This is a genomic window from Stenotrophomonas sp. I18B00994 (assembly GCF_014145825.1).
Classification (GTDB): domain Bacteria; phylum Pseudomonadota; class Gammaproteobacteria; order Xanthomonadales; family Xanthomonadaceae; genus Stenotrophomonas; species Stenotrophomonas maltophilia.
Map to the genome: position 1 here is coordinate 158,809 of NZ_JACIUW010000004.1, position 24,542 is coordinate 183,350.

The 24,542-nt window shown below is 67.2% G+C and carries 19 protein-coding genes and 1 tRNA gene; 9 read left to right on the plus strand and 11 right to left on the minus strand.

Annotation, left to right across the window (positions count from 1 at the left end):
- The first annotated feature begins 54 nt into the window (after nt 1-54).
- Nucleotides 55-816: an SDR family oxidoreductase gene (locus tag H4O10_RS06095; protein ID WP_049454408.1), complete on the plus strand. Its 762-nt coding sequence runs from the start codon at nt 55-57 to the stop codon at nt 814-816.
- A 6-nt stretch (nt 817-822) separates the two neighbouring features.
- Here H4O10_RS06095 and H4O10_RS06100 read toward each other — a convergent pair whose 3' ends face one another.
- Nucleotides 823-1,308 (minus strand): hypothetical protein, encoded by a 486-nt coding sequence (locus H4O10_RS06100; protein WP_033833221.1) that lies wholly within the window; start codon nt 1,306-1,308, stop codon nt 823-825.
- A gap of 161 nt (nt 1,309-1,469) precedes the next feature.
- Here H4O10_RS06100 and H4O10_RS06105 point away from each other — a divergent pair, with 161 nt between their 5' ends.
- The gene (locus H4O10_RS06105; RefSeq protein ID WP_169448320.1) at nt 1,470-1,640 is read left to right on the plus strand and encodes a hypothetical protein; all 171 of its coding nucleotides are present in this window, start codon (nt 1,470-1,472) and stop codon (nt 1,638-1,640) included.
- Between the two features lie 61 nt (nt 1,641-1,701).
- On the opposite strand, the gene H4O10_RS06110 is transcribed toward H4O10_RS06105, so the two are convergent.
- Nucleotides 1,702-1,777: transfer RNA gene (locus tag H4O10_RS06110), tRNA-Ala, on the minus strand.
- A 237-nt stretch (nt 1,778-2,014) separates the two neighbouring features.
- On the opposite strand from H4O10_RS06110, the gene H4O10_RS06115 reads away from it, so the two are divergent.
- Nucleotides 2,015-4,345, plus strand: a complete 2,331-nt coding sequence (locus H4O10_RS06115) for a TonB-dependent receptor (protein WP_049454410.1) — start codon at nt 2,015-2,017, stop codon at nt 4,343-4,345.
- Between the two features lie 88 nt (nt 4,346-4,433).
- Here H4O10_RS06115 and H4O10_RS06120 read toward each other — a convergent pair whose 3' ends face one another.
- The 3 genes from H4O10_RS06120 to rnd form a co-directional block, all read right to left on the minus strand.
- Nucleotides 4,434-6,506: a DUF4034 domain-containing protein gene (locus H4O10_RS06120; RefSeq protein WP_049454411.1), complete on the minus strand. Its 2,073-nt coding sequence runs from the start codon at nt 6,504-6,506 to the stop codon at nt 4,434-4,436.
- 118 nt (nt 6,507-6,624) lie between these two features.
- Entirely contained in the window at nt 6,625-6,981 is a 357-nt protein-coding gene (locus H4O10_RS06125) for a hypothetical protein (protein WP_053091541.1), read from the minus strand.
- 68 nt (nt 6,982-7,049) lie between these two features.
- Nucleotides 7,050-8,129, minus strand: coding sequence for a ribonuclease D (gene rnd / locus H4O10_RS06130; RefSeq protein WP_049402434.1), 1,080 nt, complete (start codon nt 8,127-8,129; stop codon nt 7,050-7,052).
- Nucleotides 8,130-8,213: 84 nt separating this feature from the next.
- On the opposite strand from rnd, the gene H4O10_RS06135 reads away from it, so the two are divergent.
- Entirely contained in the window at nt 8,214-10,106 is a 1,893-nt protein-coding gene (locus H4O10_RS06135) for an SUMF1/EgtB/PvdO family nonheme iron enzyme (protein WP_049402433.1), read from the plus strand.
- An 89-nt stretch (nt 10,107-10,195) separates the two neighbouring features.
- The gene (locus H4O10_RS06140) at nt 10,196-11,092 is read left to right on the plus strand and encodes a M48 family metallopeptidase (protein ID WP_005410400.1); all 897 of its coding nucleotides are present in this window, start codon (nt 10,196-10,198) and stop codon (nt 11,090-11,092) included.
- Nucleotides 11,093-11,635: 543 nt separating this feature from the next.
- Here the strand turns inward: H4O10_RS06140 and secF are convergent.
- The 5 genes from secF to queA form a co-directional block, all read right to left on the minus strand.
- On the minus strand, nt 11,636-12,616 hold the full coding sequence (gene secF, locus H4O10_RS06145; protein ID WP_012479930.1) for a protein translocase subunit SecF: 981 nt from the start codon (nt 12,614-12,616) through the stop codon (nt 11,636-11,638).
- 16 nt (nt 12,617-12,632) lie between these two features.
- Nucleotides 12,633-14,489, minus strand: coding sequence for a protein translocase subunit SecD (gene secD, locus H4O10_RS06150; RefSeq protein ID WP_043035689.1), 1,857 nt, complete (start codon nt 14,487-14,489; stop codon nt 12,633-12,635).
- Between the two features lie 61 nt (nt 14,490-14,550).
- On the minus strand, nt 14,551-14,895 hold the full coding sequence (gene yajC / locus H4O10_RS06155; protein ID WP_005409257.1) for a preprotein translocase subunit YajC: 345 nt from the start codon (nt 14,893-14,895) through the stop codon (nt 14,551-14,553).
- A gap of 133 nt (nt 14,896-15,028) precedes the next feature.
- Entirely contained in the window at nt 15,029-16,159 is a 1,131-nt protein-coding gene (gene tgt / locus H4O10_RS06160; protein WP_005409256.1) for a tRNA guanosine(34) transglycosylase Tgt, read from the minus strand.
- Between the two features lie 177 nt (nt 16,160-16,336).
- Nucleotides 16,337-17,404 carry a tRNA preQ1(34) S-adenosylmethionine ribosyltransferase-isomerase QueA gene (gene queA, locus H4O10_RS06165; RefSeq protein WP_182680962.1) on the minus strand — a complete coding sequence of 356 codons (1,068 nt, stop codon included), beginning with the start codon at nt 17,402-17,404 and terminating at the stop codon, nt 16,337-16,339.
- A gap of 211 nt (nt 17,405-17,615) precedes the next feature.
- Here queA and H4O10_RS06170 point away from each other — a divergent pair, with 211 nt between their 5' ends.
- A complete protein-coding gene (locus H4O10_RS06170) occupies nt 17,616-19,112 on the plus strand; it encodes an aminotransferase class III-fold pyridoxal phosphate-dependent enzyme (protein WP_076739231.1) in 1,497 nt (498 codons plus the stop codon).
- Between the two features lie 183 nt (nt 19,113-19,295).
- The gene (locus H4O10_RS06175) at nt 19,296-19,889 is read left to right on the plus strand and encodes a TIGR00730 family Rossman fold protein (RefSeq protein ID WP_005409253.1); all 594 of its coding nucleotides are present in this window, start codon (nt 19,296-19,298) and stop codon (nt 19,887-19,889) included.
- Nucleotides 19,890-19,908: 19 nt separating this feature from the next.
- Here the strand turns inward: H4O10_RS06175 and H4O10_RS06180 are convergent, their stop codons facing one another.
- On the minus strand, nt 19,909-22,707 hold the full coding sequence (locus H4O10_RS06180; RefSeq protein WP_241899050.1) for an EAL domain-containing protein: 2,799 nt from the start codon (nt 22,705-22,707) through the stop codon (nt 19,909-19,911).
- Between the two features lie 292 nt (nt 22,708-22,999).
- Here H4O10_RS06180 and H4O10_RS06185 point away from each other — a divergent pair, with 292 nt between their 5' ends.
- Together H4O10_RS06185 and H4O10_RS06190 are read left to right on the plus strand one after the other, a co-directional pair.
- Nucleotides 23,000-23,518, plus strand: a complete 519-nt coding sequence (locus tag H4O10_RS06185; protein WP_229295586.1) for an RNA polymerase sigma factor — start codon at nt 23,000-23,002, stop codon at nt 23,516-23,518.
- Nucleotides 23,515-24,528 (plus strand): hypothetical protein, encoded by a 1,014-nt coding sequence (locus tag H4O10_RS06190; protein WP_076739233.1) that lies wholly within the window; start codon nt 23,515-23,517, stop codon nt 24,526-24,528. The genes H4O10_RS06185 and H4O10_RS06190 overlap by 4 nt, the downstream gene beginning before the upstream one ends.
- Nucleotides 24,529-24,542 lie beyond the last annotated feature (14 nt).

Sequence of the window (24,542 nt, forward strand, 5' to 3'; positions counted from 1 at the left end):
GGCAGGGGAGATGCGCGGCATCGTGGCGGCCACTTCACAACCGGTACTGCCACCATGCGCCTGAACAACAAGATCGCCCTCATCACCGGAGCCAGCGCTGGCATCGGCCGCGCCAGCGCGCTGCGCTTCGCCGCCGAAGGGGCGAAGCTGGTGCTCAACGCACGGCGGCCGGAGCCGCTGCTGGCGCTGGCCGAGCAGATTCGCGCCGCCGGTGGCGAAGCCGTGGCGCATGCCGCTGACGTGGCTGACCCGGGCACGGCACAAACGCTGGTCGATCTGGCCCAGCGGTCCTTCGGCGGCCTGGACATCGCCCTCAACAATGCCGGCATGCTCGGCCCGGGCGTGCCGGCGGCGGAGTTCCCGGTGGACGCCTGGCGTGAAGTGATGGCCACCAATCTGGATGCGGCCTTCCATGCGGCACGTGCGCAGTTGCCGGCACTGCTGGCGCGCGGCGGTGGCTCGCTGGTGTTCGTTGGCACTTTTGTCGGCCACACCGTGGGCTTCCCCGGCATGGCGGCCTATGCGTCGAGCAAGGCCGGGTTGATCGGCCTGAGCCAGGTGATCGCCGCCGAATACGGTGCGCGCGGCGTGCGCAGCAACGTGCTGCTGCCCGGTGGCACCGATACCGAGATGGGCCGAAAGGCGGCACCGACCGGCGATGCGCGCGACTTCGTGCGCTCGCTGCACGCACTGAAGCGCATGGCCGAGCCGGAGGAGATCGCCAACGCGGCGCTGTTCCTGGCCAGCGATGAAAGCAGTTTCGTTACCGGAACCGCGATGCGCGTGGAGGGTGGAGTGTCGATCACACGGACCTGAGCGGGGTCAGGAGTGTGGCGCGTAGCGGATACCGCTGCTGGCCATGAAGCCCCTCGGATCGAAACGGGCCCAGGCTTCGCCCCAGTCGAACCGGGCGTGGCCGCCGGCCAGCTTGCGACCCAGCGCCGCACCCAGCGTGCGGCGCATGAAGGTGACTTCGGCATCGATCGCGGCCTGGGTCGGCCAGCCGTCTTCCAACGTCGCACCGGGTAGATCGACGCCCATCGTCACCATGTCGAGCTGTTGCCCGTGGAAGCACAGGCTGATGCCAGCGGGCGCGCCGCCCAGGCTGAGCCGGTGCAGGCTGAGCCAGACGTAGCCGGTGCCGACATCGCGCTCGCCATGCATCAGCGTGACGAAGGCGACACGCGCCTCATCCCGTGCCAGGGTGGGGCCGATCAGAGTCGGCAGATTGCCGAGCTGGATGCTGCCGTCGGTCGCATCAATGATCATCGGCACGGCGTGTGCTGCGCGCTGGGCAGAAGAGGGCATGGCGTACCGGTGGGCGTTGTTCCTCGGATTCTGGCTGCGCGGGGGCAGTGGCGGCAAGCCAGTGCCTGCACATGACGTTGGCGCAGGACTGACCTGTGGATTACCCGCCAGCCTCTAGCGTGGTGCACAGCGTTGGCCTGCCGCCGACGAGGGAGTTTTCGATGAACGAGCGAGACAAGGATCAGGACCCGAAGCAGGGCGTCCAGGAAAGCCGCCAGGACAGGAAGCAGGACGATGTGGCCAAGCAGCGGCCGGGGCAGCGCGATCAACAGGTGCGCGATGCGCACTCACGCGGCCCGCGGCGCAAGGACGGCGACCAGGAGCCGGCCTGAGTTGCCGGCGCTGAAAAGAAAAACCCGCAGATTACGGAGATCTACGGGTTCTTCTGAATAGTGGTGGAGCCAAGGAGGATCGAACTCCTGACCTCGTCATTGCGAACGACGCGCTCTCCCAGCTGAGCTATGGCCCCACGGCAGGGCTTCAGTCTAGCCAAGCGCCTGCCGCTTGCCAAGCCGATCAAAGGAATTTCATGTCGAGGCGCGAGGCACATCAGCGGGTGACTGTGCCGAAACCGCTTGTTTCGCCGGGTTTGGGCGCCGCGCAACGAAATCGTAACAATTTGGGGGATAATGGCGGCTTGCGCAGTTCTCCTCCTTTTTGCCGCCCGGCCCGCGCAGGCCGCACGGACGCCTCCTCAGAGCATTTCATGCCCTCCCATTCCGATTCCCGCCGCCTGTCGGGTCTGTCGTCTTCCCTTGTTTCCTTCCGCCGCCACCCGCTGGCTCTGGCCTGTGCCGGCCTGGCCCTGGTCGGCAGCTTCGGTGCCGCCGCGCAGGACAGCGCGCCGACCCCGACCGGGCTGGACACCATCACCGTGACCGCCGAACACCGCGAGCAGAACCTGCAGGAAGTGCCGGTCTCGGTGGGCGTGGTGCAGGGGGAGCGCATGCGCGACTTCACCGCCGGCGGCGATGACACCCTGCTGGCGCTGTCCGGCCGCGTGCCGAGCCTGTATGCGGAAACCACCACCGGCCGCATCTTCCCGCGCTTCTACATCCGCGGCCTGGGCAACATCGACTTCTACCTGGGTGCCTCGCAGCCGGTGTCGATCATCCAGGACGACGTGGTGCTGGAGCACGTGGTGCTGAAGTCCAACCCGGTCTATGACGTGGACCAGGTGGAAGTGCTGCGCGGCCCGCAGGGTTCGCTGTTCGGCCGCAACACCACCGCCGGCATCGTCAAGTTCGACACCCTGAAGCCGACCCAGGATTACACCGGCCGCGTCAGTGCCAGTTATGCGACCTATAACAGCGTGTCGATCGACGGCGGCTTCGGCGGCCCGATCAACGACATCGCCTCGTTCCGCGTGTCGGCCCTGTACCAGCACCGCGACGACTACGTCGACAACACCTACAAGGGCCCGAGCGCCGACGGCACGGTCAGCCCGAAGAAGAACGCCATGGGCGGCTTCGATGACCGCAACGTACGCGCGCAGCTGCTGCTGACCCCGAGCGACCAGTTCTCGATCCTGGCCTCGGCCCACGCCCGTGATTACGAGGGCACCTCGACCCTGTTCCTGCGCGGTGCGCTGACCAAGGGCTCGAACAAGACCGACGTGCCGCGCGACAAGGTCGCCTACGACGAAGCCGACAACAACCCGCAGGCCTACAAGACCTACGGCGGCTCGGTGAAGGCGCGTTACGACTTCGGCGCGATCGACTTCACCTCGATCACCGCCTACGAAACCACCTCCGGCTACAGCCGCGGCGACACCGACGGCGGCGCCGCGGTGAACTTCCCGGTGAACGGCGTGCCGAACGGTTACGGCCAGTCGATGGGCCGCATCCGTGACCTGGACCAGTGGACCCAGGAATTCCGCCTGGCCAGCCATGATGACAGCGCCCTGCAGTGGCAGGCCGGTGCGTTCTACTTCAACGGCAGCGACACCACCGACTTCTACCAGCGCGCGTGGTTCCTGCAGGGCGCGGCCCGCAATCCGAACAACTGGGTGCGCCTGCGCAACAAGAACACCTCGTGGGCCGGTTTCGGCCAGCTGAGCTACGCCTTCACCGACAAGTTCACTGTCACCGCCGGACTGCGCCAGACCAAGGACGAAAAGCACACCCGCCTGCTGAAGACCGCTGACACTGCCGCCGGCGTGGTCACCTACAAGGGCCGCACCGACGTCAGGATGTCCGACACCACCCCGAGCTGGGATCTGAGCGCGATGTATCAGATCACGCCGGACGTGAGCGTCTACGCCAAGGTCGCGCGTGGCTTCCGCGGCCCGACCATCCAGGGGCGTTCGGCGGTGTTCAACGCCGATTTCACCACCGCCGATTCCGAGACCATCCTGTCCTGGGAAGCGGGCGTGAAGAGCAGCCTGTGGGACAACCGCCTGCGCCTGAACGCCACCGCGTTCACCTACACCGTCAACGACATCCAGCTCAACGGCAACGATTCGGACGGCAATGGCGTGCTGTTCAATGCCGACAAGGCCAAGGCCTACGGTTTCGAAGCGGACATGGAGCTGCGCCCGATCCCGAACCTGACCCTGAGCGCCGGCCTGAGCCTGTTGCACAGCGAGATCAAGGACAAGCGTGTGTACGCGCAGGTCTGCGGCCTCAACGGCCAGGTGGTGTGCACGGTGAATGACCCGACCATCAAGGTCGGTGCCAACACCTTCGCCCAGATCGACGGCAACCCGCTGCCGAACGCGCCGAAGTACAACGTCAACCTGGCCGCCCGCTACGACTTCCCGGTCAGCGACGCGGGCACCATGTTCGTGTCCACCGACTGGAACAAGCAGGGTTACACCAGCTTCGTGCTGTACGACAGCAAGGAGTTCAACTCCAAGGGCGACTTCGAGGGTGGCCTGAAGATCGGCTACTCGGGCAACTACGGTGCCTACGAAGTGGCGCTGTTCGCGCGCAACATCACCAACGAGAAGAACCTCAAGGGTGTGATCGAGAACTACATGGCCGCGGTCTACAACGAACCGCGTACCGTCGGTGTCTCGCTGAACATGAACTGGTAATGCGCTGTCGCGATGGCGGGGCATCCCGCCATCGCACTGTTGGAATGCAAAGGGCGGCCCGGTGATCCGGGCCGCCCTTTTCGTTGCTTCAGACTGCAGTGAGGTTGCTGTCCTGGCTGCGCTGGCCGAAGGTCAGGGCCCAAGTGGCGCTGTCCACCTGGTGCCGGTCCTGTTCCTGCTGCTTGCGTGCGCGGCTGGCACCGAACCAGCGGCCTTCGCCGTTGATCAGCGGTGCCATGCGTACCACGTCCACATACTCCGGATCGATCTCGCTGGCACGCTGCAGCCAGCTCAGGGCGAGGAATGCATTGGCCGGGACGCCGTTACCGAAGTGGTAGATGTCGGCCAGATAGCCGGCAGCCCACAGCTTGTCGTCGTCGTCGCCGCGCCACCACAGCGGAATCAAGGCGCGTTCGACCGCTTCGCGCTTGTGCGCGTCGTTCCGGCCATCGAATGCCAGGCAGGCCAGGTTGCGGCAGGTTGGGCCCCACACGCGCTCGCCGGCCTCGGCCTCATCCAGGCAGCGCAGGTACAGCTCGCGCGCACGCGCTTCATTCTCCGCGCCGCCTGCGGCGACGAGGCGCACGGCCAAGTTGTAGGTGGCGATCAGGTCGCCGCCTTCCACCGCACGCTCCTGCCAGTAAGCGGCCTTTTCCGCATCGGCGAACTGCGGTTGGTCGCGGCCGCCGAGGCGGCCCTTGTACAGGTCGCACAGCGCCGACATCGCACCAGCGTCGCCCGTTTCGGCCATGCGCTGCAGCAGTGACAGGCCCGCGGCCTGTGAGACATCACAGAACAGATTGGCGGCGAACGTCACCGCCGAGGTGTCGTCCTGCTGCGCAAGCTTCAACGCGCGCTGCAGCAGGACACTGGCGCGTGTCGGGTCGCTGGCCTGGCCGAGCAGGCCATGCTCGATGGCGGTGGCGGCCCACAGCAGGCCGATCGCCGAACCGCCTTCGCGCGCGGCATAGTCCACCACCTGTGCGAACAGTGCTCCGGCGCCGTCGACATTGGCGAACCAGGCGCAGGCCTCCAGGTTGCCGAGCCCCTCATGCAGGACCACATCGCGGTCCAATGTCCATGCCTGCTGCAGATCTTCAAGCACCGCCTGCATGTGGTCCGGATCCCACTGCACGACGCCTTCGCTGTCTTCAACGCGGCCAAGACGGTAGCGCAGCCCGGCGCGCTGGGCCAGCACCTGCGCGCGCAGGTGGCGGTCCAGGTGCCAGTCGAGGATCTGCGTGTAGGCGCGCTCGTGCGCGGCCACGGCGTCGGCATCCTCGCGGTGGGGCAGATCGCCCATCCAGTCCTGCTCCTTGTGCCACCGCAGCGCGTTGCTCTGCGCCAGTTCCAAGCCACGGCACCAGCTGCCCTCGATGAAGTTCTCCATCGCCTCATGGCTGCCGCCCCAGCGCGGGTACAGGAAGTACAGGGTGTCTTCCAGCGTGGCCAGATCGTCCGGGCGCTGCTCCAGCACCAGGCGCATCCAGTACGCCAGTGGTGCGTCGAAATCGTCCTGGCTGCGCTCGCGCAGCAACGGGGGCAGCGTATCCGGCAGCGTCTGCAACGGCGTGCCGAAGCGCGACAGCAGCTGCAATGCCTTTGGCCAGGCTTGAGGGTAGTGCTCGGCCAGCGTGGCGTCATCGGATGCGGCGGGTTCCCCGGCCTGCAGCGCACGCAGCCAGTTCGGTTCGCGCAGGTAGCTGGTGATGCGCTTGATGCCATCCAGCGCCAGCGCAGGTCGTGGCGACAGCGGCATCGCCTGCAGGTAGGCGTGCACGGCATGGTCGCGGGCCAGCTGCGCCGCCAGCCACTGGCTGTCTTCGACCAGTGCGGCCACGTCGGCGCTGCGCAGTTCGCCGGCAGCGTCCTGCCAGCAGGCACCCAGGCAAAGCCAGGCGTAGTAGCTGCCGGGGGCGGCCGAGGCCCACTGCTGGGCCTGTTGCAGGCGGGCTTCCAGTGTCAGCGTGGCGTCGTGCAGGTTGCGCAGCCGCCAGCGGATGCCGGGCAGCGCATTCTCTCCCTGCAGCCAGGCCAGCTCATGTGGAGCAAGCAACGCATCCAGTTTGGCATAGCGCCGTTCCTGCAGCGCAGTGCGCGCCTGCACGCGCCAGGCAAGGTCTTCGGGGGAAAGCCCGTCTTTTGCAAATCCGTTTGTCATTGCTGCAATCCAGCGAGTACGAGGCTGGACATTAGAAGCGCGGTCGTTAGCGGCGGCAAGCAGGACATGCGGCTGCCGTGTCGATGGCATTCAGCAGGAGGCTTGAAGGTGAATCCCGTCACCCGGTACAGGCGTTCGCGTTGCGGATCGTCCATGTGCAGCGGAAAGGCAAGCAGCAGCTCGGGCCGGTAGGCGAGTGTGCCCTGGCCCTGTCTCTACGCCTCGATTCCGGGAAATAGCCGAGCATCAGGGCGTGCGGATGCAGCCAGGGTTCGAACTTGTCCTGCTCGCTGGCAGCGGGGGCCGGTTCGATCAGGCGTGCCGAAAGCGCGAGGTAGTGAACCGAACGGGCCAGGTCCAGCCCGCCCGTCAGTGCCGCGTAGGCGTTGAGCTGGCTGCTGTGATCCATGCAGGGGTGCTGCTGGCCAGCAGCAGCGAGCCGATCATCCATCGTGACATGCAGGAAGAGGGCCATGCAGGCACGCAGCAATGTCCTTGTCGAGCATTGGCAGGGCCGCCCCGTGAGGCGGCCGATGCGGGTTGCTAGTTCCCCGGCAGCAGCGCCTGCAGGCGCGACTCCAGTTCCTGCTGGCGCCAGCCGGCCAGTGCGGCGGGCCATTGGCGACGTTCCAGATAGCTTTCCAGGTGCTTGCGCGAGGCAAGGATGCCATCTGGCAGTCCCAGCTCGCGGCTGCGTTCGGCCACGGCATCCTGCAGCTTCTTCAGCGCCTGCTTGTTGCTGTCGTTGGCCGGCAGCGCCAGCGGCGCGTCGGCTTCGTCGGCCAGCGGCGTGGACAGCGCTTGCCACACGGCGCTGGCCAGCTTGCGCGGTGCCTTTGGGAACTGCTCGAACAGCTTGCCCAGCGCTGCCTCGTCGGCCGGAGGCGTGCGCGCCAGAGTGGCGGCCAGTTCGTTGTCCAGGATCCAGCTTCGCGGGCGGTCGCTGCTGCGTGCCTGCACATCACGCCAGCGCAGCAGGCGCAACAGGCGGTGCTGCGCGGCGGCATCGAGGAACTGTGCCGAGCGCATCGCCAGGTGCGGCCAGCGATCTTCATCGTTGGCGACGCTGGCCAGCAGGCGCTCGCCATCGTCGTGCAACCACTGCTGGCGGCCCAGCGCCTGCAGCCTGGCATCAATGGCGTCGTGCAGCGCGAACAGGTGCTCGACATCGTCGGCGGCGTACTGCAGCTGCGACTCGGACAGCGGGCGGCGCATCCAGTCCGAGCGGGTCTCGCCTTTGGCCAGCGCCACTCCGGTGATCTCCGCCACCAGCTTCTGGTAGCCCATGCCGCCGCCGATGCCGGCCAGCGATGCCCCGATCTGGGTGTCGAACAGCGGTCGCGGCAGCACGCCGCAGGCCCACTTGAAGGCAACCAGGTCTTCGCTGGCGCTGTGCATTACCTTGGTGATGGATTCATCGGCCAGCCAATGCGCAAGCGCCTCGGTCATGCCGGGAATCAGCGGGTCGATGAGCAGGATGTCCTGCCCGACCGCCATCTGCACCAGGGCCAGCTGCGGCCAGAAGGTGCGTTCACGGATGAATTCGGTGTCCAGGCCGATGCGGGTCGGGCGCTGCTGGAAGTACGCATCCAGCTCGGCGGGGGTGGTGATCCAGGTTGCCACGGGTCAGGGCCTACTACTCGGGTTTGCTCAGGCAGGGGAGAATAGCCTAACGTCGGTCCGCGTCTGTGCCGAAGGAGGCTCTGCTTGCGTTTTCCGTTGTCGCCCGTGCTGTGCACCGCCCTGGCCGTGGCCCTGGCCGGCTGCACGCCGTCGCCGTCCGCGCCGGCGGAACGGGCCGCCAGCGAAGAGGCGCGCGCGTCCGAGGGCGCCGACACCGGCGCCAATGCCAGTTCGCAGGCCGGGCAGGGCAGCGTGACCATCGCCGGTGAAGATGCCGCCGAGGACGTACAGCAGTGGACGCCGCCACGGGTGGACCGCCAGGGCCGCAGCCTTGCCCAGTTGCGGCGCGCCGCCGAGCAGGCGTTCGCTGAAGGCCGGCTCTATGAAGATGCGGATGCCGCCATTCCGCTGTGGCTGGCGGTGCAGGAAGAAGACCCGGATGACCGCCAGGCCCGGCTGGGCCTGCAGCGTGCCCGCCAGCGACTGCAGCAGCTGGCCGATGCCCTGCTGGTGCGGCCGCTGAAGCAGCGCGAGGCGCTGGCCGAGGCCAGCCGCCAGGCACTGGTGTTGCTGACCCTGTCGCCGAAGGACGAGCAGGTGCGTGCGCTGCAGGCGCGGGTGGAGCTGGCGCAACGGGTGGTGGCCTACAACCGTGCTGGCGAGGAGGACCTGCGCTCGGACCGTATCGGTGAGGATGGCGACGGTGCCATCGGCAACTTCCGTGAGGCGCTGGCGCTGGATGAAGACAACAGCCGCGCACGACAGGGCCTGGCCGCAGCCGAGAGCGGGTTGATCCGCCGTGCCGAACAGGCTGCTCGGGCGCGCGATTTCGCCAGTGCGGGTACCTGGCTGGCCGAAGCCAGCAAAGTGCGCGATTCGTCGCCGACGATCGCCGACGCCTTCGAACGCATCGAGCAGATCCGCGCCGCCACGCTGCTGCAGCTGCGTGATGACGGACTGCGTGACCTTGCCACGCCACAAGGCCTGAAGCCGGCGCGCGAGAAGCTGGCCGAGGCGCTTCGCATCGCTCTGCCGGGTGATGCAGTGGTGGGCCAGCTTCGCGAGCGCATCGACCTGGCCACCCATTACGGGAGCTTCCGGCCGGGACAGGTGTTCAGTGATGCGATGCGCGATGGGGGGCGCGGACCGCAGATGGTGGTGGTGCCCCACGGTGGCTTCCAGATGGGTGCAGGCGATGCCGAGCCGGGCTCGAGTGATGCCGAGCGTCCGTCGCACTACGTGCGCTTCGATCGCGGCTTTGCCATGGCGATCACCGAGATCACCGTCAGCGATTTCGAGCGCTACGTGAAAGCCTCCAATGCGCGCCCGCGCGCGACCCGGCGTGGCCATTCGGTGGTCTACGACGAACGCAGCGGCAATTTCATCCGCCGCAGCGGCGTGGACTGGCGTTCCGACTACGACGGCGGTCGCGCGCTGGGCAACTCGCCGGTGATGCACGTCAGTGTGCGTGATGCCGAGAATTATGCGGCGTGGCTGTCCGAGCAGACTGGCCGCAGCTACCGGCTGCCCAGCGAAGCCGAGTTCGAGTACGCGCTGCGCGCTGGCAGCAGTGGCCGCTATCCGTGGGGCGATGCCGGCGTGCCGCCGCCAGGCAGCGGCAACTTCACCGGCAGCAAGGACGTTTCGCCTTCGGGACGGCACTGGCACAACGCGTTTATCGGGTACGGCGATGGCTGGTGGGGGCCGGCGCCGGTGGCCAGCTTCCAGGCCAATGCCTTCGGTCTGCACGATATGGGCGGCAACCTCAGCGAATGGGTGGCCGATTGCTGGCATGCCAGCTACCGCCGCGCACCGTCCGATGGCGTCGCCTGGTTCAACCCGGGCTGCCGGTCGCGGGTGATCCGCGGTGGCAACTGGGCCAATGCCCCCGAGCAGACCCGCGCGGCCTGGCGGCAGTCCCAGGATTCGGATACCACCAACGCCCGCATCGGCTTCCGCCTGGTGCGCGGCATCTGAGCGGCACCCGGCTTCACCCGCTGCGGGCAGCGGCGCACTAAGATTGCGCCGTGCCCGCCAGCCGGCGGGGCCAGCAGGAAGTCCCCCCGATGCGCAACGATCCCTTCTCCCGCTCGTCGCAAGGCCCACAGCGGCGTGGCCTGTTCGGCAACATCCGCTGGTGGGTGCTGCTGCTGGCCGCCGCCTACGCGCTGTTCTACTGGTTCTCCAACCGCACGGTCGATCCGTACACCGGCGAGAAGGTGATGATCGACAGCAGCCTGGACGCGCGCCAGGAAACCGCGCTGGGGCTGCAGGCCTACCAGCAGATCCTGTCGCAGGAACGGCCGATGGACCCCAATGCACCGATCGCGCGCGATGTGCGCGATATCGCCCAGCGCCTGATTGCCAAGGTCGATGTGGTGGAGACCGCGCTGGCGCAGGAGCACGGCGTGCAGCCGGCGCATTTCGCGCGGGATTTCCAGTGGGAAGTGAATGTGATCCCGTCCGACCAGGCCAATGCGTTCTGCCTGCCGGGCGGCAAGATGGCGGTCTACACCGGGTTGGTGCCGGTAGCACGCACCCGCGATGCGATGGCGGTGGTGATGGGGCATGAGATCGCCCATGCGCTGCTGCGCCATGGTGCACAGCGCATGGCCCAGCAGAAGCTGACCCAGATCGGGCAGGTGGCCGGCGCCGCCAGCGGCATGGATGCGCAGCAGCAACAGATGATGATGTCGGCGATGGGCTATGGCTACCTGCTGCCGTATGCGCGCAGCCACGAGACACAGGCAGATGAGGTGGGGCTGATGCTGGCCGCAGCGGCGTGCTTCGATCCCCGCGAGGCGGTGCCGCTGTGGCAGCGCATGGGCCAGGCCAGCGGCGGCCAGTCGCCACCGGAGTTCGCCTCGACCCATCCGAATCCGGGCACCCGCATACAGAACCTGCAGGCGCTGATGCCGAAGGCGCTCGAGTACCGGCAGAAGTTCTGCGAGCAGGCAAAGTAGGGGGGGGGCGGCAGGGCTTGCAGCCCTGCACCTGCCGAAGCAACAGCAACAGCAACAGCGTGCATTCCGTGGGATGGCGGGGTGGGTCCGGTTGAGGGGGACGCTGCAAGTACGTCCATGTAAGCTCGGTCGCCGCATCCATGCGGCTCACGCCCCCTCAACCGGACCCACCCCGCCTTCGACAGACTTCCGCGATCTGTTGGAACGGCGTGCGGCCTTGGTAGGTGTCGACCTTGGTCGACACGGTTGAATTCATTCGATATCTGACAGATGTGTCGACCAAGGTCGACACCTACCGACAGCCGCAGGAATCTGTCAAAGGTGGGGCGGTGTCGGAGTGCGGGGTGTCAGCCGCATGGATGCGGCTGCCAAGCCTACAGGGACGTACTTGCGGCGCCCCCGCACTCCGACACCGCCCCACCAATCCACGGAATGCCCGCTGTTGCTGTTGCTGTTGCCTCTGCAGGTGCAGGGCTGCAAGCCCTGCCAACAAAAAACCCCGCTTGCGCGGGGTTCTCTGTGCATTGCGTGCAGCGCGAACGCTTACGGGCGACGGGCCAGGGCCTCGACGTCCTTCGCCTTCGGCAGCAGGTCCTGCTTGCTGACGCGCAGGAAACCGATCGTCAGCATCGGCACCGCCACCAGGATCGAGGACAGCACAACGATCACCGCACCGATCATGTGCGTCTCGGCCAGGCCTTCCATCGAGCTGCCGCCGTACATGTACAGGGCCAGCGCCGACAGGAAGAACATCACCGCGGTGATCACCGTACGCGACAGCGTCTGGTTGATCGAACGGTTCAGCACTTCCATCGAGTCCACGCGCAGGCTGCGGAAGTTCTCGCGGACGCGGTCGAAGACCACGATGATGTCGTTGATCGCAAAGCCCATCACCGACAGCAGGCCGGCCAGCACGGTCAGGTCGAACTCACGACCCAGCAGGGACACGTAAGCGACCGTCACGATCAGGTCGAACATCGCCACGATGCTGGCGGTGACCGCGAACTTCCACTCGAAGCGCACCGCGATGTAGATCAGGAAGCCGGCCAGCATGAAGATGGTCGCGTACAGGCCATTCATCGCCAGGTCCTTGCCGATCTGCGGGCCGACGAACTCGTTGCGCAGCACGGTGGCCTGGTTGTCGGCAGAAGACAGCGCCTTCACTACTGCGGCAGCAGTGGCCTTGTCCTCGGCGGCGGCGTCACCGGTACCCGGCGCATGCTCACCGTGCGGGGCCAGGCGGATCAGCAGGTCGGTGTTGCCACCGACGCTCTGGACCTGGGCGCCTTCGAAGCCACTCTGCTCGAGCTTGTTGCGGACCTGCTCGACGTCCACCGGCTTGTCGAAGCGGGCTTCGATCAGGGTGCCACCGGTGAAGTCCAGGGCATAGTTGAACCCCTTGACGCCGATGATGGCAACCGAGGCCAGGAACACGATGACCGTGACGACCATCGCGACATGGCGCCAGCGCATGAAGTCGATCTTGGTGTCGTTCGGGAGGATGTGCAGCGGAAACAGTTTCATTGTGCGTGTCGTCCCGTCAGATGGCCACGTTCTGGAGCTTCTTGCGACGGCCGTAGATCAGCGTCGCCAGCGCACGCGACACGGTGATCGCGGTGAACATGGAGGCGAAAATACCGATGATCATGGTCAGTGCGAAGCCCTTCAGCGGACCGGTACCGAATGCGAACAGCGCCACGCCGACGATCAGGCCGGTCAGGTTGGCGTCGAGAATGGTGCCCGAGGCACGCTCGTAACCGGTCACGATCGCGGTCTTGCCCGGCACGCCGGCACGCAGCTCTTCACGGATACGCTCGTTGATCAGCACGTTGGCGTCCACCGACAGGCCCACCGACAACGCCAGGCCGGCGAAGCCCGGCAGGGTCATGGTCGCGCCAAACAGCGACATCACCGCCACCACGATCAGCAGGTTGAACAGCATCGCGATCGAGGTGATCACACCGAACATGCGGTAGTAGACGCTGAAGAACACCAGGGTGAACAGGAACGCGAACACCACTGCGCGCATGCCGTTCTTGACGTTCTCGGCGCCGAGGCTCGGGCCGACCACACGCTCTTCGACGAAGTCCATCGGCGCGGCCAGCGAGCCGGACTTCAGCAGCTTGGCCAGGTCGTCGGCTTCCTTCTTCTGCAGGCCGGTGGTCTGGAAGTTCTTGCCGAACACGCCGTTGATGTTGGCCACCGAGATCACTTCCTCGTTGACCTTGAAGCCACGCACTTCCTGGCCGTCAACCAGGGTCACGGTCGGCACGCGTTCGGTATACACCACCGCCATCGGCTTGTTCACGTTGGCGCTGGTGAAGTCGAACATGCGCTGGCCGCCGACGTTGTTCAGCGTCACGCTGACCGCCGGGGCACCGCTGGTGGAGTCGGTCACCGCCTGCGCGCCGACCATCTGGTCGCCGGTGACGATCACGCGCTTGTTCAGCAGGATCGGACCGCCGCCGTCACGGCGCTGATAGACCTTCGCTTCCGGCGGGATGCGGCCGGAGTCGATGGCGTCCTGGGCATTGCCCTCGACCACCGCGCGGTATTCCAGGGTGGCGGTGGCGCCGATCATGCGCTTGGCTTCGGCAGTGTCCTGCACGCCGGGCAGCTGCACGACCACGCGGTCGGCACCCTGGCGCTGGATGATCGGCTCGGCGACGCCGAGCTGGTTCACGCGGTTGCGCAGGGTGTTGATGTTCTGCTCGATGGCGCCATTGGCGATCTGCGCGATCTCGGTCTCCGGCACGGTCACCGTGATTCGGTTGCCGCTGACGTCGTAGCCGAGCGTCGGCTGCGCCTTCACCAGCGCCGCACGGGCACGCTGTGCGGCGTCATCACCGGCGGACGGGCTCAGGTTGGCCACGATGCTGTTGTCCGCGCGACGCTCCACCGACTGGTACGCGATGCGCGCGTCACGCAGGGTGCTGCGCACGTCTTCGGTGTAGGCGTCCAGGCGCTTGTCGAGGGCGGCCTTCTGGTCGACCTGCAGCACGAAGTGCACACCACCCTGCAGGTCCAGGCCCAGCACCATCGGGCGACCGCCGAGGTTGGCCAGCCAGTCCGGCACGGTCGAGGCCAGGTTCAGGGCCACGGTGTACTTTTCGCCGACGGTGTCGCGCAGGGCGTCGCTGGCAGCGGACTGCGCCTTCAGGTCCGGCAGGCGGACAATCAGGCTTTCCCCTTCCTTCTCGACACCGACGGGGGTGACACCGGCCGTCTTCAGGTCGGCCAGCACACGGTCGCGCAGCGCATCGTCGATCTGCCCGCCACGGTTGGCGGTGATCTGGAGGGCCGGGTCCTTCTGGTAGATGTTGGGCAGCGCGTACAGCGCGCTGAGCGCCAGTACGATCAGGATGACGACGTACTTCCAGCGTGGAAATTCGAGCATTGCTTGGGTCCCGCGCGGCGCCATCCCCGGCGCCGCGGTTGTGCATCGGAAAGGGAGTGGCTTACTGGGCCGACTTCAGGGTACCGGCCGGCAGCACGTTGCCGACAGCGCCCTTCTGCACGCGGATGCGCACGTTGTCAGCCACTTCAATGGTGATGAAGTTGTCGCCGATGTCGGTGACGATGCCGGCGATGCCGCCGTTGGTCAGCACTTCATCGCCACGCTTGATCTTCTCCAGCATGGCCTTGTGCTCCTTCTGCCGCTTCATCTGCGGGCGGATCATCAGGAAGTACATGATGGCGATCAGGATGACCGGGAACAGCAGCGTGGTCAGGCCCATGCCCTGCGGTTGGCCGCCGGCGGCCTGGGCGTGGGCGGCGGGAATCAGGAAAGCAAGCAGGTTCATCGTTGGTCCTTTGGTTGGGCGGCGCTTCGGCCCTTTCACGGGCACGAGGTGTCGACCGCGGATCTGGGTCAGCCTTGAAGTATGCCACGGCCCCGGGCGTTCGTCCTTGGGCCGTTTGGCAGGGGCGTTCGGGTTACAGGGGCGGGGCCACCGCCCCGCGTGCCGCGTAGAAGGACTCGCGGAAGGCCAGGAAGGTTCCCGCCTCGATGGCCGCGCGGATGTCGGCCATCAGCTTTTCGTAATAGAACAGGTTGTGCAGGGTACCGAGCATCGGCGCCAGCATCTCGTTGCAGCGGTCCAGGTGGCGCAGGTAGGAACGCGTGTAACCGCCGGTGCAGGCCACGCAGCCGCAGCCCGGCTCGATCGGGTCCATGTCCCGCGCGTACTGGGAATTTCGGATGCGAACGGTGCCGAACGAGGTGAAATAGTGGCCGTTACGGGCGTTGCGCGTCGGCATCACGCAGTCGAACATGTCCACGCCACGTGCGACACCCTCGACCAGGTCCTCCGGCCGGCCCACACCCATCAGGTAGCGCGGACGGTCGCTTGGCAGCTCCGGGTCCAGGTGGTCGAGCATGGCGTTGCGCTCGTGCTCCGGCTCGCCCACAGCCAGGCCGCCGATGGCATAGCCGTCGAAGCCGATCGCCTGCAGGGCCTCGGCCGAGCGGCTGCGCAGGTCGGTGTGCACGCCGCCCTGGACGATGCCGAACAGGGCCGCGTCATTGCCCAGCTCGTCATGCGCGTTGCGGCTGCGCTGGGCCCAGCGCAGGCTCAGCTCCATCGACCGGCGCGCCACATCCTCGGTGGCCGGGTACGGGGTGCACTCGTCGAAGATCATCACCACGTCCGAATCGAGCACCTTCTGGATCTTCATGCTCTCTTCCGGGCCCAGGAACACACGTGCGCCGTCGGTGGGCGAGGCAAAGGTCACGCCCTGCTCGGTGATCTTGCGGCGGTGGGCCAGCGAGAACACCTGGAAGCCACCGGAGTCGGTCAGGATCGGGCCATCCCAGCGGCAGAAGCCGTGCAGGCCGCCGTGGTCGGCAATGATGTCCAGGCCCGGGCGCAGGTACAGGTGGAAGGTATTGCCGAGGATGATCTCGGCGCCCAGCGCACGCACCTGGTCCGGCAGGATGCCCTTGACCGAGCCATAGGTCCCCACCGGCATGAAGGCCGGCGTTTCCACCGTGCCACGCGGGAAGGTCAGGCGGCCACGGCGGGCACGGCCGTCGCGGGTCTGGAGCTGGAACTGCAGTCGGGACATGGAGCGGTCATTCGGGCAAATAGTTGCTCATTGTCTCCCAAAACCGGCTCGACCGCCCATTCAGGCCTGAACGGCACGGCAGTAGAGCCACGCCATGCGTGGCTTTCCTGGTCTCCAGGCACCTGCAAGTGCGCACCAACGGTGCGCACCCACCACAAGCAGGCAGAGGTCAGCGCCCTACCCCGCCTGCGGGAACAGCAGCATCGCGTCGCCGTAGCTGAAGAAGCGGTAGCGCTGCTCGATCGCGTGCCGGTAGGCCTCGAACACGCGCTCCTTGCCGGCGAACGCGGAGATCATCATCAGCAGCGTGCTTTCCGGCAGGTGGAAGTTGGTCACCATCGCGTCGACGCTGCGGATGCGGTAACCCGGGGTGATGAAGATCTGCGTTTCGCCGGTAAACGGCAGCAGCTCGCCGTCGCGCATCGCGCTTTCCAGCGCGCGCACCACGGTGGTGCCGACGCCGATCACGCGGCCGCCGGCGGCGCGCGTGCGCCGCACCTGCTGCACCAGCTCGGCACCCACGTTCAGCCACTCGCGGTGCATCACGTGGTCCTTCAGGTCATCGGCACGCACCGGCTGGAAGGTGCCTGCACCCACGTGCAGGGTGACGTGCCCGAACTCCACGCCCTTGTCCTTCAGTGCGGCCAGCAGCGGTTCGTCGAAATGCAGGCCGGCGGTCGGCGCCGCCACCGCCCCCACTTCGCGCGCGAACACAGTCTGATAGCGCTCGCGGTCGTCCACGCCCGGCTCGCGCTGGATGTACGGCGGCAGCGGCAGGCGGCCGGCATGCAGCAGCCATTGTTCCAGCGATTCCGGCACATGGAACTGCAGTACGTAGAACTCGCCATCGCGGCCCAGCACTTCTGCTTCGCCGCCGGCATCCAGCGCGATGCGGCTGCCGGCCTTCGGTGACTTGCTGGCGCCCACCTGGGCACGTGCCTGCTGGCCGCCCAGCAGGCGCTCGATCAGTATCTCCACGCGGCCGCCGCTGGCCTTCTGCCCGAACAGGCGCGCCGGGATCACCCGGGTGTCGTTGAACACCAGCAGGTCGCCCGGCTGCAGCAGCGACGGCAGGTCGCGCACCTGCAGGTCGGTGAAGGCATCGGGCGCCGGCGGTACCAGCAGCAGGCGGCTTGCGGAACGTTCGGCCAGCGGGGCCTGCGCGATCAGTTCAGCCGGCAGGTCGTAATGGAAATCGGACTTCTTCAAGGCAGTGGGCGGCAACAGGTCGACAATGGCGCGCATTGTACGTCCAGCGTCTGCGAGCCGGCGTGCTTCGCGGCGAACGTCGCGGAAAATGCTGCTATGCAGCAGGTTTCTGCGGGGTTATCGCGCAAAAAAACAAGTGCTAGCATCGAGCCGGAAGTCCGCTGCACGAGCCTGCCCCCAAGCGCGCGTGATGACGCGCGTTTTGCTTTTGAAGACCCGTGCGACCCATTGTTTCAGGAGATCTGCAATGAGCTTCATCGAACGCCTCGCCCCCCTGCGCAGCCAGCCCGGCACCCGTCTCACCACCGGGCTGGACGATGCCACCCTGACCGCCCTGTCCGCCAACCACCCGCAGCTGATCGCTGCGGTGGACGCCGCTGCCGAGGAGTTCGCGCGCGTGCAGGCCGACCTGGGGCCGCTGCTGGCGCAGGACGAACAGGCGCAGATCGACGCGATGCAGGACGGTTTCGTCAATTTCTATGCCGATGACGCGGTGACCCCGTACGTGGCACTGGCTGCGCGCGGCCCATGGGTGGTCACCCTGAAGGGCGCCGTGCTGTACGACGCCGGCGGCTACGGCATGCTCGGCTTCGGGCACACCCCGGACGCCGTGCTGGAGGCGATGGCCCGCCCGCAGGTGATGGCCAACATCATGACCCCCAGCCTGTCGCAGCAGCGCTTCATCACCGCCCTGCGCGCCGAGATCGGCCACCGCCGTGGCGGCTGCCCGTTCACCCGTTTCATGTGCCTGAATTCCGGTTCCGAAGCGGTCGGCCTGGCGGCCCGCATCGCCGATGTCAACGCCAAGCTGCAGACCGACCCGGGTGCGCGCCACGCTGGCGCTGCGATCAAGCGCGTGGTGGTCAAGGGCAGCTTCCATGGCCGTACCGACCGCCCTGCCCTGTATTCCGATTCCAGCCGCAAGAGCTACATGCAGCACCTGGCCAGCTATCGTGGCGAAGACTCGGTGATCACCGTGGCGCCGTACGACGAAGCCGGCCTGCGCAAGGTGTTCGAGGACGCCGCGCGCAACCAGTGGTTCATCGAGGCGGTGTTCCTGGAGCCGGTGATGGGCGAAGGCGATCCGGGCCGTTCGGTGCCGCCGTCGTTCTATGCCGTGGCCCGCGAACTGACCCGTGCCCACGGCAGCCTGCTGCTGCTCGACTCGATCCAGGCCGGCCTGCGCGCGCATGGCGTGCTGTCGGTGGTCGATTACCCGGGCTTCGAAGGCCTCGACCCGCCGGACATGGAGACCTATTCCAAGGCCCTCAACGCCGCGCAGTACCCGCTGTCGGTGCTGGCGGTGACCGAGCATGCCGCGCAGCTGTACCGCAAGGGCATCTATGGCAATACCATGACCAGCAACCCGCGTGCGCTGGACGTGGCCTGCGCCACCTTGGCCCAGCTGACCCCGCAGGTGCGCGCCAACATCGCCGAACGCGGTGCCGAGGCCGTGCGCAGGCTGGAACAGCTGAAGAACGAGCTGGGCGGGCTGATCACCAAGGTGCAGGGCACCGGTCTGCTGTTCTCCTGCGAGCTGGCCCCGCAGTTCAAGTGCTACGGTGCCAACTCGACCGAGGAATGGCTGCGCCAGCACGGCATCAACGTGATCCACGGCGGCGAGAACTCGCTGCGCTTCACCCCGCACTTCGGCATGGACAGCGAGGAGCTGGACCTGCTGGTGGGCATGGTCGGCCGCGCCCTGCGTGAAGGCCCGCGCCGCGAGCAGGCCGCTGCCGCGTAAGCCTGCTTGGCGTTTGTAGAGTCGAGCCGTGCTCGACTCGGCCTTTGCCGCGATCTGAACGAAGATCAGCCGAGCATGGCTCGGCTCTACAGAAGGGCTCATAATCCAAGGACACCCCGTCCCCGACCGCCCTGCGGTTGGCGACGGGGCGTTTTCGTTTCCGGCCAAGAGACAGGAAGATCCATGAAATCGATCTGTGTGTACTGTGGTTCCAACGCTGGCAGCAAGCCGGCCTACACCGAACGCGCCATTGCCCTGGGTGACCGCATCGCCCGCGACGGCCTGCGCCTGGTGTATGGCGGCGGCAACGTCGGCCTGATGGGAACCGTGGCCAATGCCGTGCTCGCCGCTGGCGGCGAGGTGACCGGCGTGATCCCGCGCCAGCTGGCCGACTGGGAAGTGGCGCACCGTGGCCTGACCGAACTGGAGATCGTCGGTTCGATGCATGAGCGCAAGTCGCGCATGTTCGATCTTGCCGACGGTTTCGTCGCCCTGCCCGGCGGCTTCGGCACCATGGAAGAGATCTTCGAGATGCTGACCTGGCGCCAGCTGGGCATCGGCAACAAGCCATGCGCATTCCTCGATGTGGACGGCTTCTACGCCCCGCTGATCGGCATGATCGATCGCATGGTGGAAGAACGCTTCCTGCATCCGGACCAGCGCCAGGACCTGTGGTACGGCTCGGACATCGAAGAGATGCTGGAGTGGATGAAGAACTACCAGCCGGCCCAGGCCTCGAAGTGGATCGACGAGAAGCGCCGCGCCGCCCTGCGATGATGCAGCTGCACGCGGTGGCTCAGGCCGCCGCGTGCGCCCACGGCGCGGGCCGCCCCAGCAGGTAGCCCTGGCCGTAGTCGCAGCCCAGTTCACGCAGGGTCTGCCGCTGCGCGTCGGTCTCGATGCCTTCGCCAATGGTCTCAATGCCCAGCGTGCGCGCCAGCGACAGCACGCCTTCCACCAGCGCCCGCGTACTCTGCACTTCCGGACCGTGCAGGCCGGCGATGAAGCTCTGGTCGATCTTCAGCGTGCTGATCGGGAAACGGTGGAGGTAGGACAGCGCGGAGAACCCGGTACCGAAATCGTCCAGCTGCACCTGGATGCCGCGCTCGCGCAGGCCCTGCAGGATACGCAGCGTGTGCGGGCCGTCGTCCAGCAACGCCACCTCGGTGATTTCCAGGCGCAGCCGGCGCGGATCGGCACCACAGCTGTCGAGCAGGCCGAACAGGCGATCACTGAACTCTGCCGAGCGGAAATGCCGGGGCGATACGTTCACCGAGACGTAGCCTTCGCCTCCCCGTGCCAGCCCCGCGATGACCTGCTCGTAGATCAGCCAGTCCACCTGTTCGATCAGGCCGCTCTCTTCACCCAGCTCCAGGAACGCGCCGGGCAGCAGCAGGCCACGGCGCTCATGCTGCCAGCGCAGCAGCGCCTCGTGACCGACCACTTCGCCGTCGGACAAGCGCACGATCGGCTGATAGAACGGCACGAAATCGCGGTTGTTGATCGCACGGCGCAGGTCGGCTTCCAGGTCCAGGCTGCGCATGGCTTCTTCGCGCATGTCCTCGTCGAAGATCGCACAGCGGTCATGGCCCTGCGCCTTGGCCCGGTACATGGCCGCATCCGCATCGCGCAGCAGCTCTTCTCCGGTGCGGTAGCGCGGATTCCACAGGGCAATGCCCAGGCTGCCGGACGGAAACAGTTCGCGCCCGGCGATCCACATCGATTCCTGCAACGCCAGCAGCAGCCGCTGGCCGAAATCCAGTGCCTGCGCCAGGCCCTGCGGGCACTGCAGCAGCACAGCGAACTCATCACCGCCAAGCCGGGCCACCACATCTTCGGCACCTGCCATCGACACGATGCGCTTGGCCACTTCCACCAGCATGCGGTCGCCGGCGGCATGGCCGATGCTGTCGTTGACCAGCTTGAAGCGGTCCAGATCGAGGAACAGCACGGCGAACACCGGTCCGCCCTCGCGCTTGGCCAGCGCCAGTGAATCCTGCAGGCGATCCAGCAGGTGCAGGCGGTTGGGCAGGCCTGTCAGCGCATCGTGCATGGCCTGGTGGGTCAGGCGCTGCTCGGCACGCAGGCGCTCACCGATCTGCCCAAGCAGCTTTTCGTTGACCTCGGCCAGTTCGCGGGTGCGTTCCTCAACGCGCTTTTCCAGCTCGGCATGTGCCGAACGCAGCCGCTGCTGGTCGCGCTGGCGCGCAAGCCCGGTTCCGATGTTCTGCGCAACGAAGGTCAGCAGCCGCTGATCGTGCACGCTGAACGTGCTGTTCTCGCTGTAGCTCTGCACCACGATCGCACCCACCACCTCATCGTCGCGCAGCAACGGCACGCCCAGCCAGCAATGCGAGCGCGCGCCGGACTCGCGCACTTCACCACTGGCCAGCAGCGCATCGATCTGCGCGCGTGACGCCAGCAGCGGGCGCCGGTTGCGCACCACGTATTCGGTCAGGCCCCGGCTGAACGGCCGTGGCGCGCGGCTGGCATTGTGCTCGTCCACCGAATACACGAAGTCCAGGCCGTTGCCGGCCGGGTTGACCAGGGCGATGTAGAAATTGCGTGCGTCGAGCAGGCGCCCGACCACCCCATGCACCTGACCATAGAACTGGTCCAGGCTGTCGGCTGACATCGCCATCTCGGCGATGTTGTACAGCGCGGTCTGCAACTGTTCGGCACGGCGACGCTCGGCCACCTCATCCTGCAGGCTGCGGTTGGCGCGCTGCAGTTCCTGGGTGCGCCGCGCCACCTGCTGCTCCAGCCGCACCTGCGCCTGGCGCCGGTCCATCGCGGTCTGTACGTGCTGCGCAACGAAGCCCAGCAATGCGCGCTCGGCCTCGCCATAGCGGGCCGCCTGTTCATAGCTCTGAACCACGATGGCGCCGCAGACGCGGCCGTCGCGCAGCATCGGCACGCCCAGCCAGTCCAGGCTTTCGGGCCCACGCTGCGGGTCGTGCTCCTGTTCCATCACCTGCGCCAGCAGTCTGCGCGAGGGACCACTGAGCGGCTTGCCATGGCGCAACAGCGCCACGGTCAGGCTGCGCGGCATCTCGCTGGCGTCATGGCTCTGCGTGGGATCGGCGACGAAGTCATCGACCTGATCGGCGAAGTACAGGAAGCGTATCTGGTCGCGCACATCGTCGTATTCCACGATGTAGCAGTTCTCGGCATACATCAGCGTGCCCAGCACACCATGCACGTGGCGCAGCATCTCGGGCATTTCCAGGTCGGCACCGGCCAGATCTGCAATCTGGAACAGGGCCTGCTGCAGCCGTTCGGCCTCTTCCAGTGCCTTGATCTGGCCGGCCTGGCGGCCGCGCTGCAGCGCCAGCTCAATCGCCTGCCGGGCCAGCCCCCACCAAGCGGGTGAAGGCACCGCGCCCGCAACCGACAGCAGCAGCCGCGCACCGTCATACTCCCAGCCGTGCTGGCCATCGCCGGTGGCGGGCTCCACGGACGCAGCGCTGTCAATCGCATGCAAGGGCCAGCCCCCTCGGCCACTCCCCAGCTGCGGGTCGTCCCAGCCAACGCGGACCACGGCCGTTTCCGGCAAAAGCGCATGCAACGCGCGCACCAGCGCCGTGCTCAACACGGCCTCGTGTAGTGGCTCTTCCGCCGATTCAGCATGCGTGGACAAATGACAATCTCTTGGCGCCGTCTGTGCGTCGCCTCCCCTGAGCCGCCGAGCATAGCGCGCCACCCGGGGGGCAATGGAAGCCCGTAAACCCCGAATCGTGCGCCCGTACGTTTTTCGTGCTGTCCGTAGCTGCTTCCATGCCATGAACCTCGCCCTGCCCGCCCCTGCCACCGGCTATGCGCCACCGCCTGCAGGCCTTACCCTGTACGCCGTGGAAGCCAGCGCACTGCCAACCGATGAAGCCTTGATGCTGGCCTGGGCCGGTGGCGACCTGCGCGCGTTCGAAAGCCTGTATGGGCGCCACCGCAAGCGCCTGTTCGGCTTCCTGCTGCGGCAACTGCGCGACACCGCGCTGGCCGAGGAGATCTTCCAGGACGTCTGGCAGCGGGTGATCAGCGCCCGTGCCGGGTGGCAACCGGACGCGGCGTTCAGCACCTGGCTGTTCCGCATCGCCCACAACCGCCTGAACGACCATTGGCGCGCCGCCCGCCACCGCCCGGCTGCCCCGGCCGATGCCGATCTGCGCCTGGCCGCGATCGAGGATGGGCAGACCCCGGAAGGCGAGCTTTCCGAATTCGAACAACGTCGCCGCATCCAGCTGGCGATGGAACAACTGCCGCCTGAGCAGCGCGAAGTGCTGCAACTGCGGCTGGATCAGGAACTGAGCCTGGAGGAGATCGGCCAGATCACCGGCGTAGGCCGGGAAACCGTGAAATCGCGGCTGCGCTATGCGATGGACAAGCTGCGTGCGGGATTGAACGCATGAACCGAGACGAACCGCTGACGCCGGAAGAACGCGAGCTGGCCCGGCTGCTCGGCCGTCGCGCCGAGCAGGCTCCGCCCGCCGCACTGGACGCTGCCATCCTGGCCGCGGCCCGCGCCGCCGTGGACGCGCCGGCGGCCGATGCGGTCGCCTCTCCCGAGGCGCCGCGCACGCAGCGCACACGCCCGCGTTGGCCGGCGGTGTTCGGCATCGCCGCCTCGATGGTGTTTGCCATCGGCATCGCCTGGCAGCTGCGTCCGGAACCGCCGCCGGTTCCGGCCGGTGAGGCCGCTGTTGCTGCGGCACCGGCAGCGGCAGAAGACGTTGCGGCTGCCGATCAGGCCGCTGACCGCAGTGCAGCCGACAGCGCTGTGGCGGCCGCCGAACCAAGCGCTGCGCCCGCAGCACCCGAGGCCGCCCCTGTTGCCGCTGCCCCGGCACCGGCCATCGCACGCGCGCCCGAGCCGGCGCCGGCCGAGACCGCTGAAGCGCCGGCCCAGGCTGCACGATCGATGGCTGCGGATGCGGCCGCCGATACCGCCTTTGCGGCCCTCCCGCCAGCGCCGACGGCAGCACCGGCCGCAGCGCCGCCTGCGCCACCGGCATCCGCCGCCTACTCGGCACCGGCACCTGCACCGGCATTCGCGCCGGCAGCGTCCGGGGCACTGAAAGCACGCACGGCCGCGGCACCTGCACCGGCAGCCAATGCCGCCGAGGTCGAGCGGGCGGAGGCGCTGGATCGGGTGGAGATCACCTCGATGAAGCGTGAGGCTCCCAGCCGTTCGGCTCCGGGCATCATGCGCCGCGGCAGCGATGCGGGCCTGAGCGCGGATACCGTGCAGGCCGAGGTGGACGCCGACGCGCGCCTGCCACGCCGGCAGTGGCTGCAGAAAATCCGCGAGCGCCGTGACCAGGACCAGCGCGACCTCGCCCGCGCCAGCCTGGAGCGCTACATCCAGCAATATCCGGAAGCGCGCCTGCCGCGCGACCTGCGCCCGCTGCTGGACGACTGAAACGGGCGGGGGTA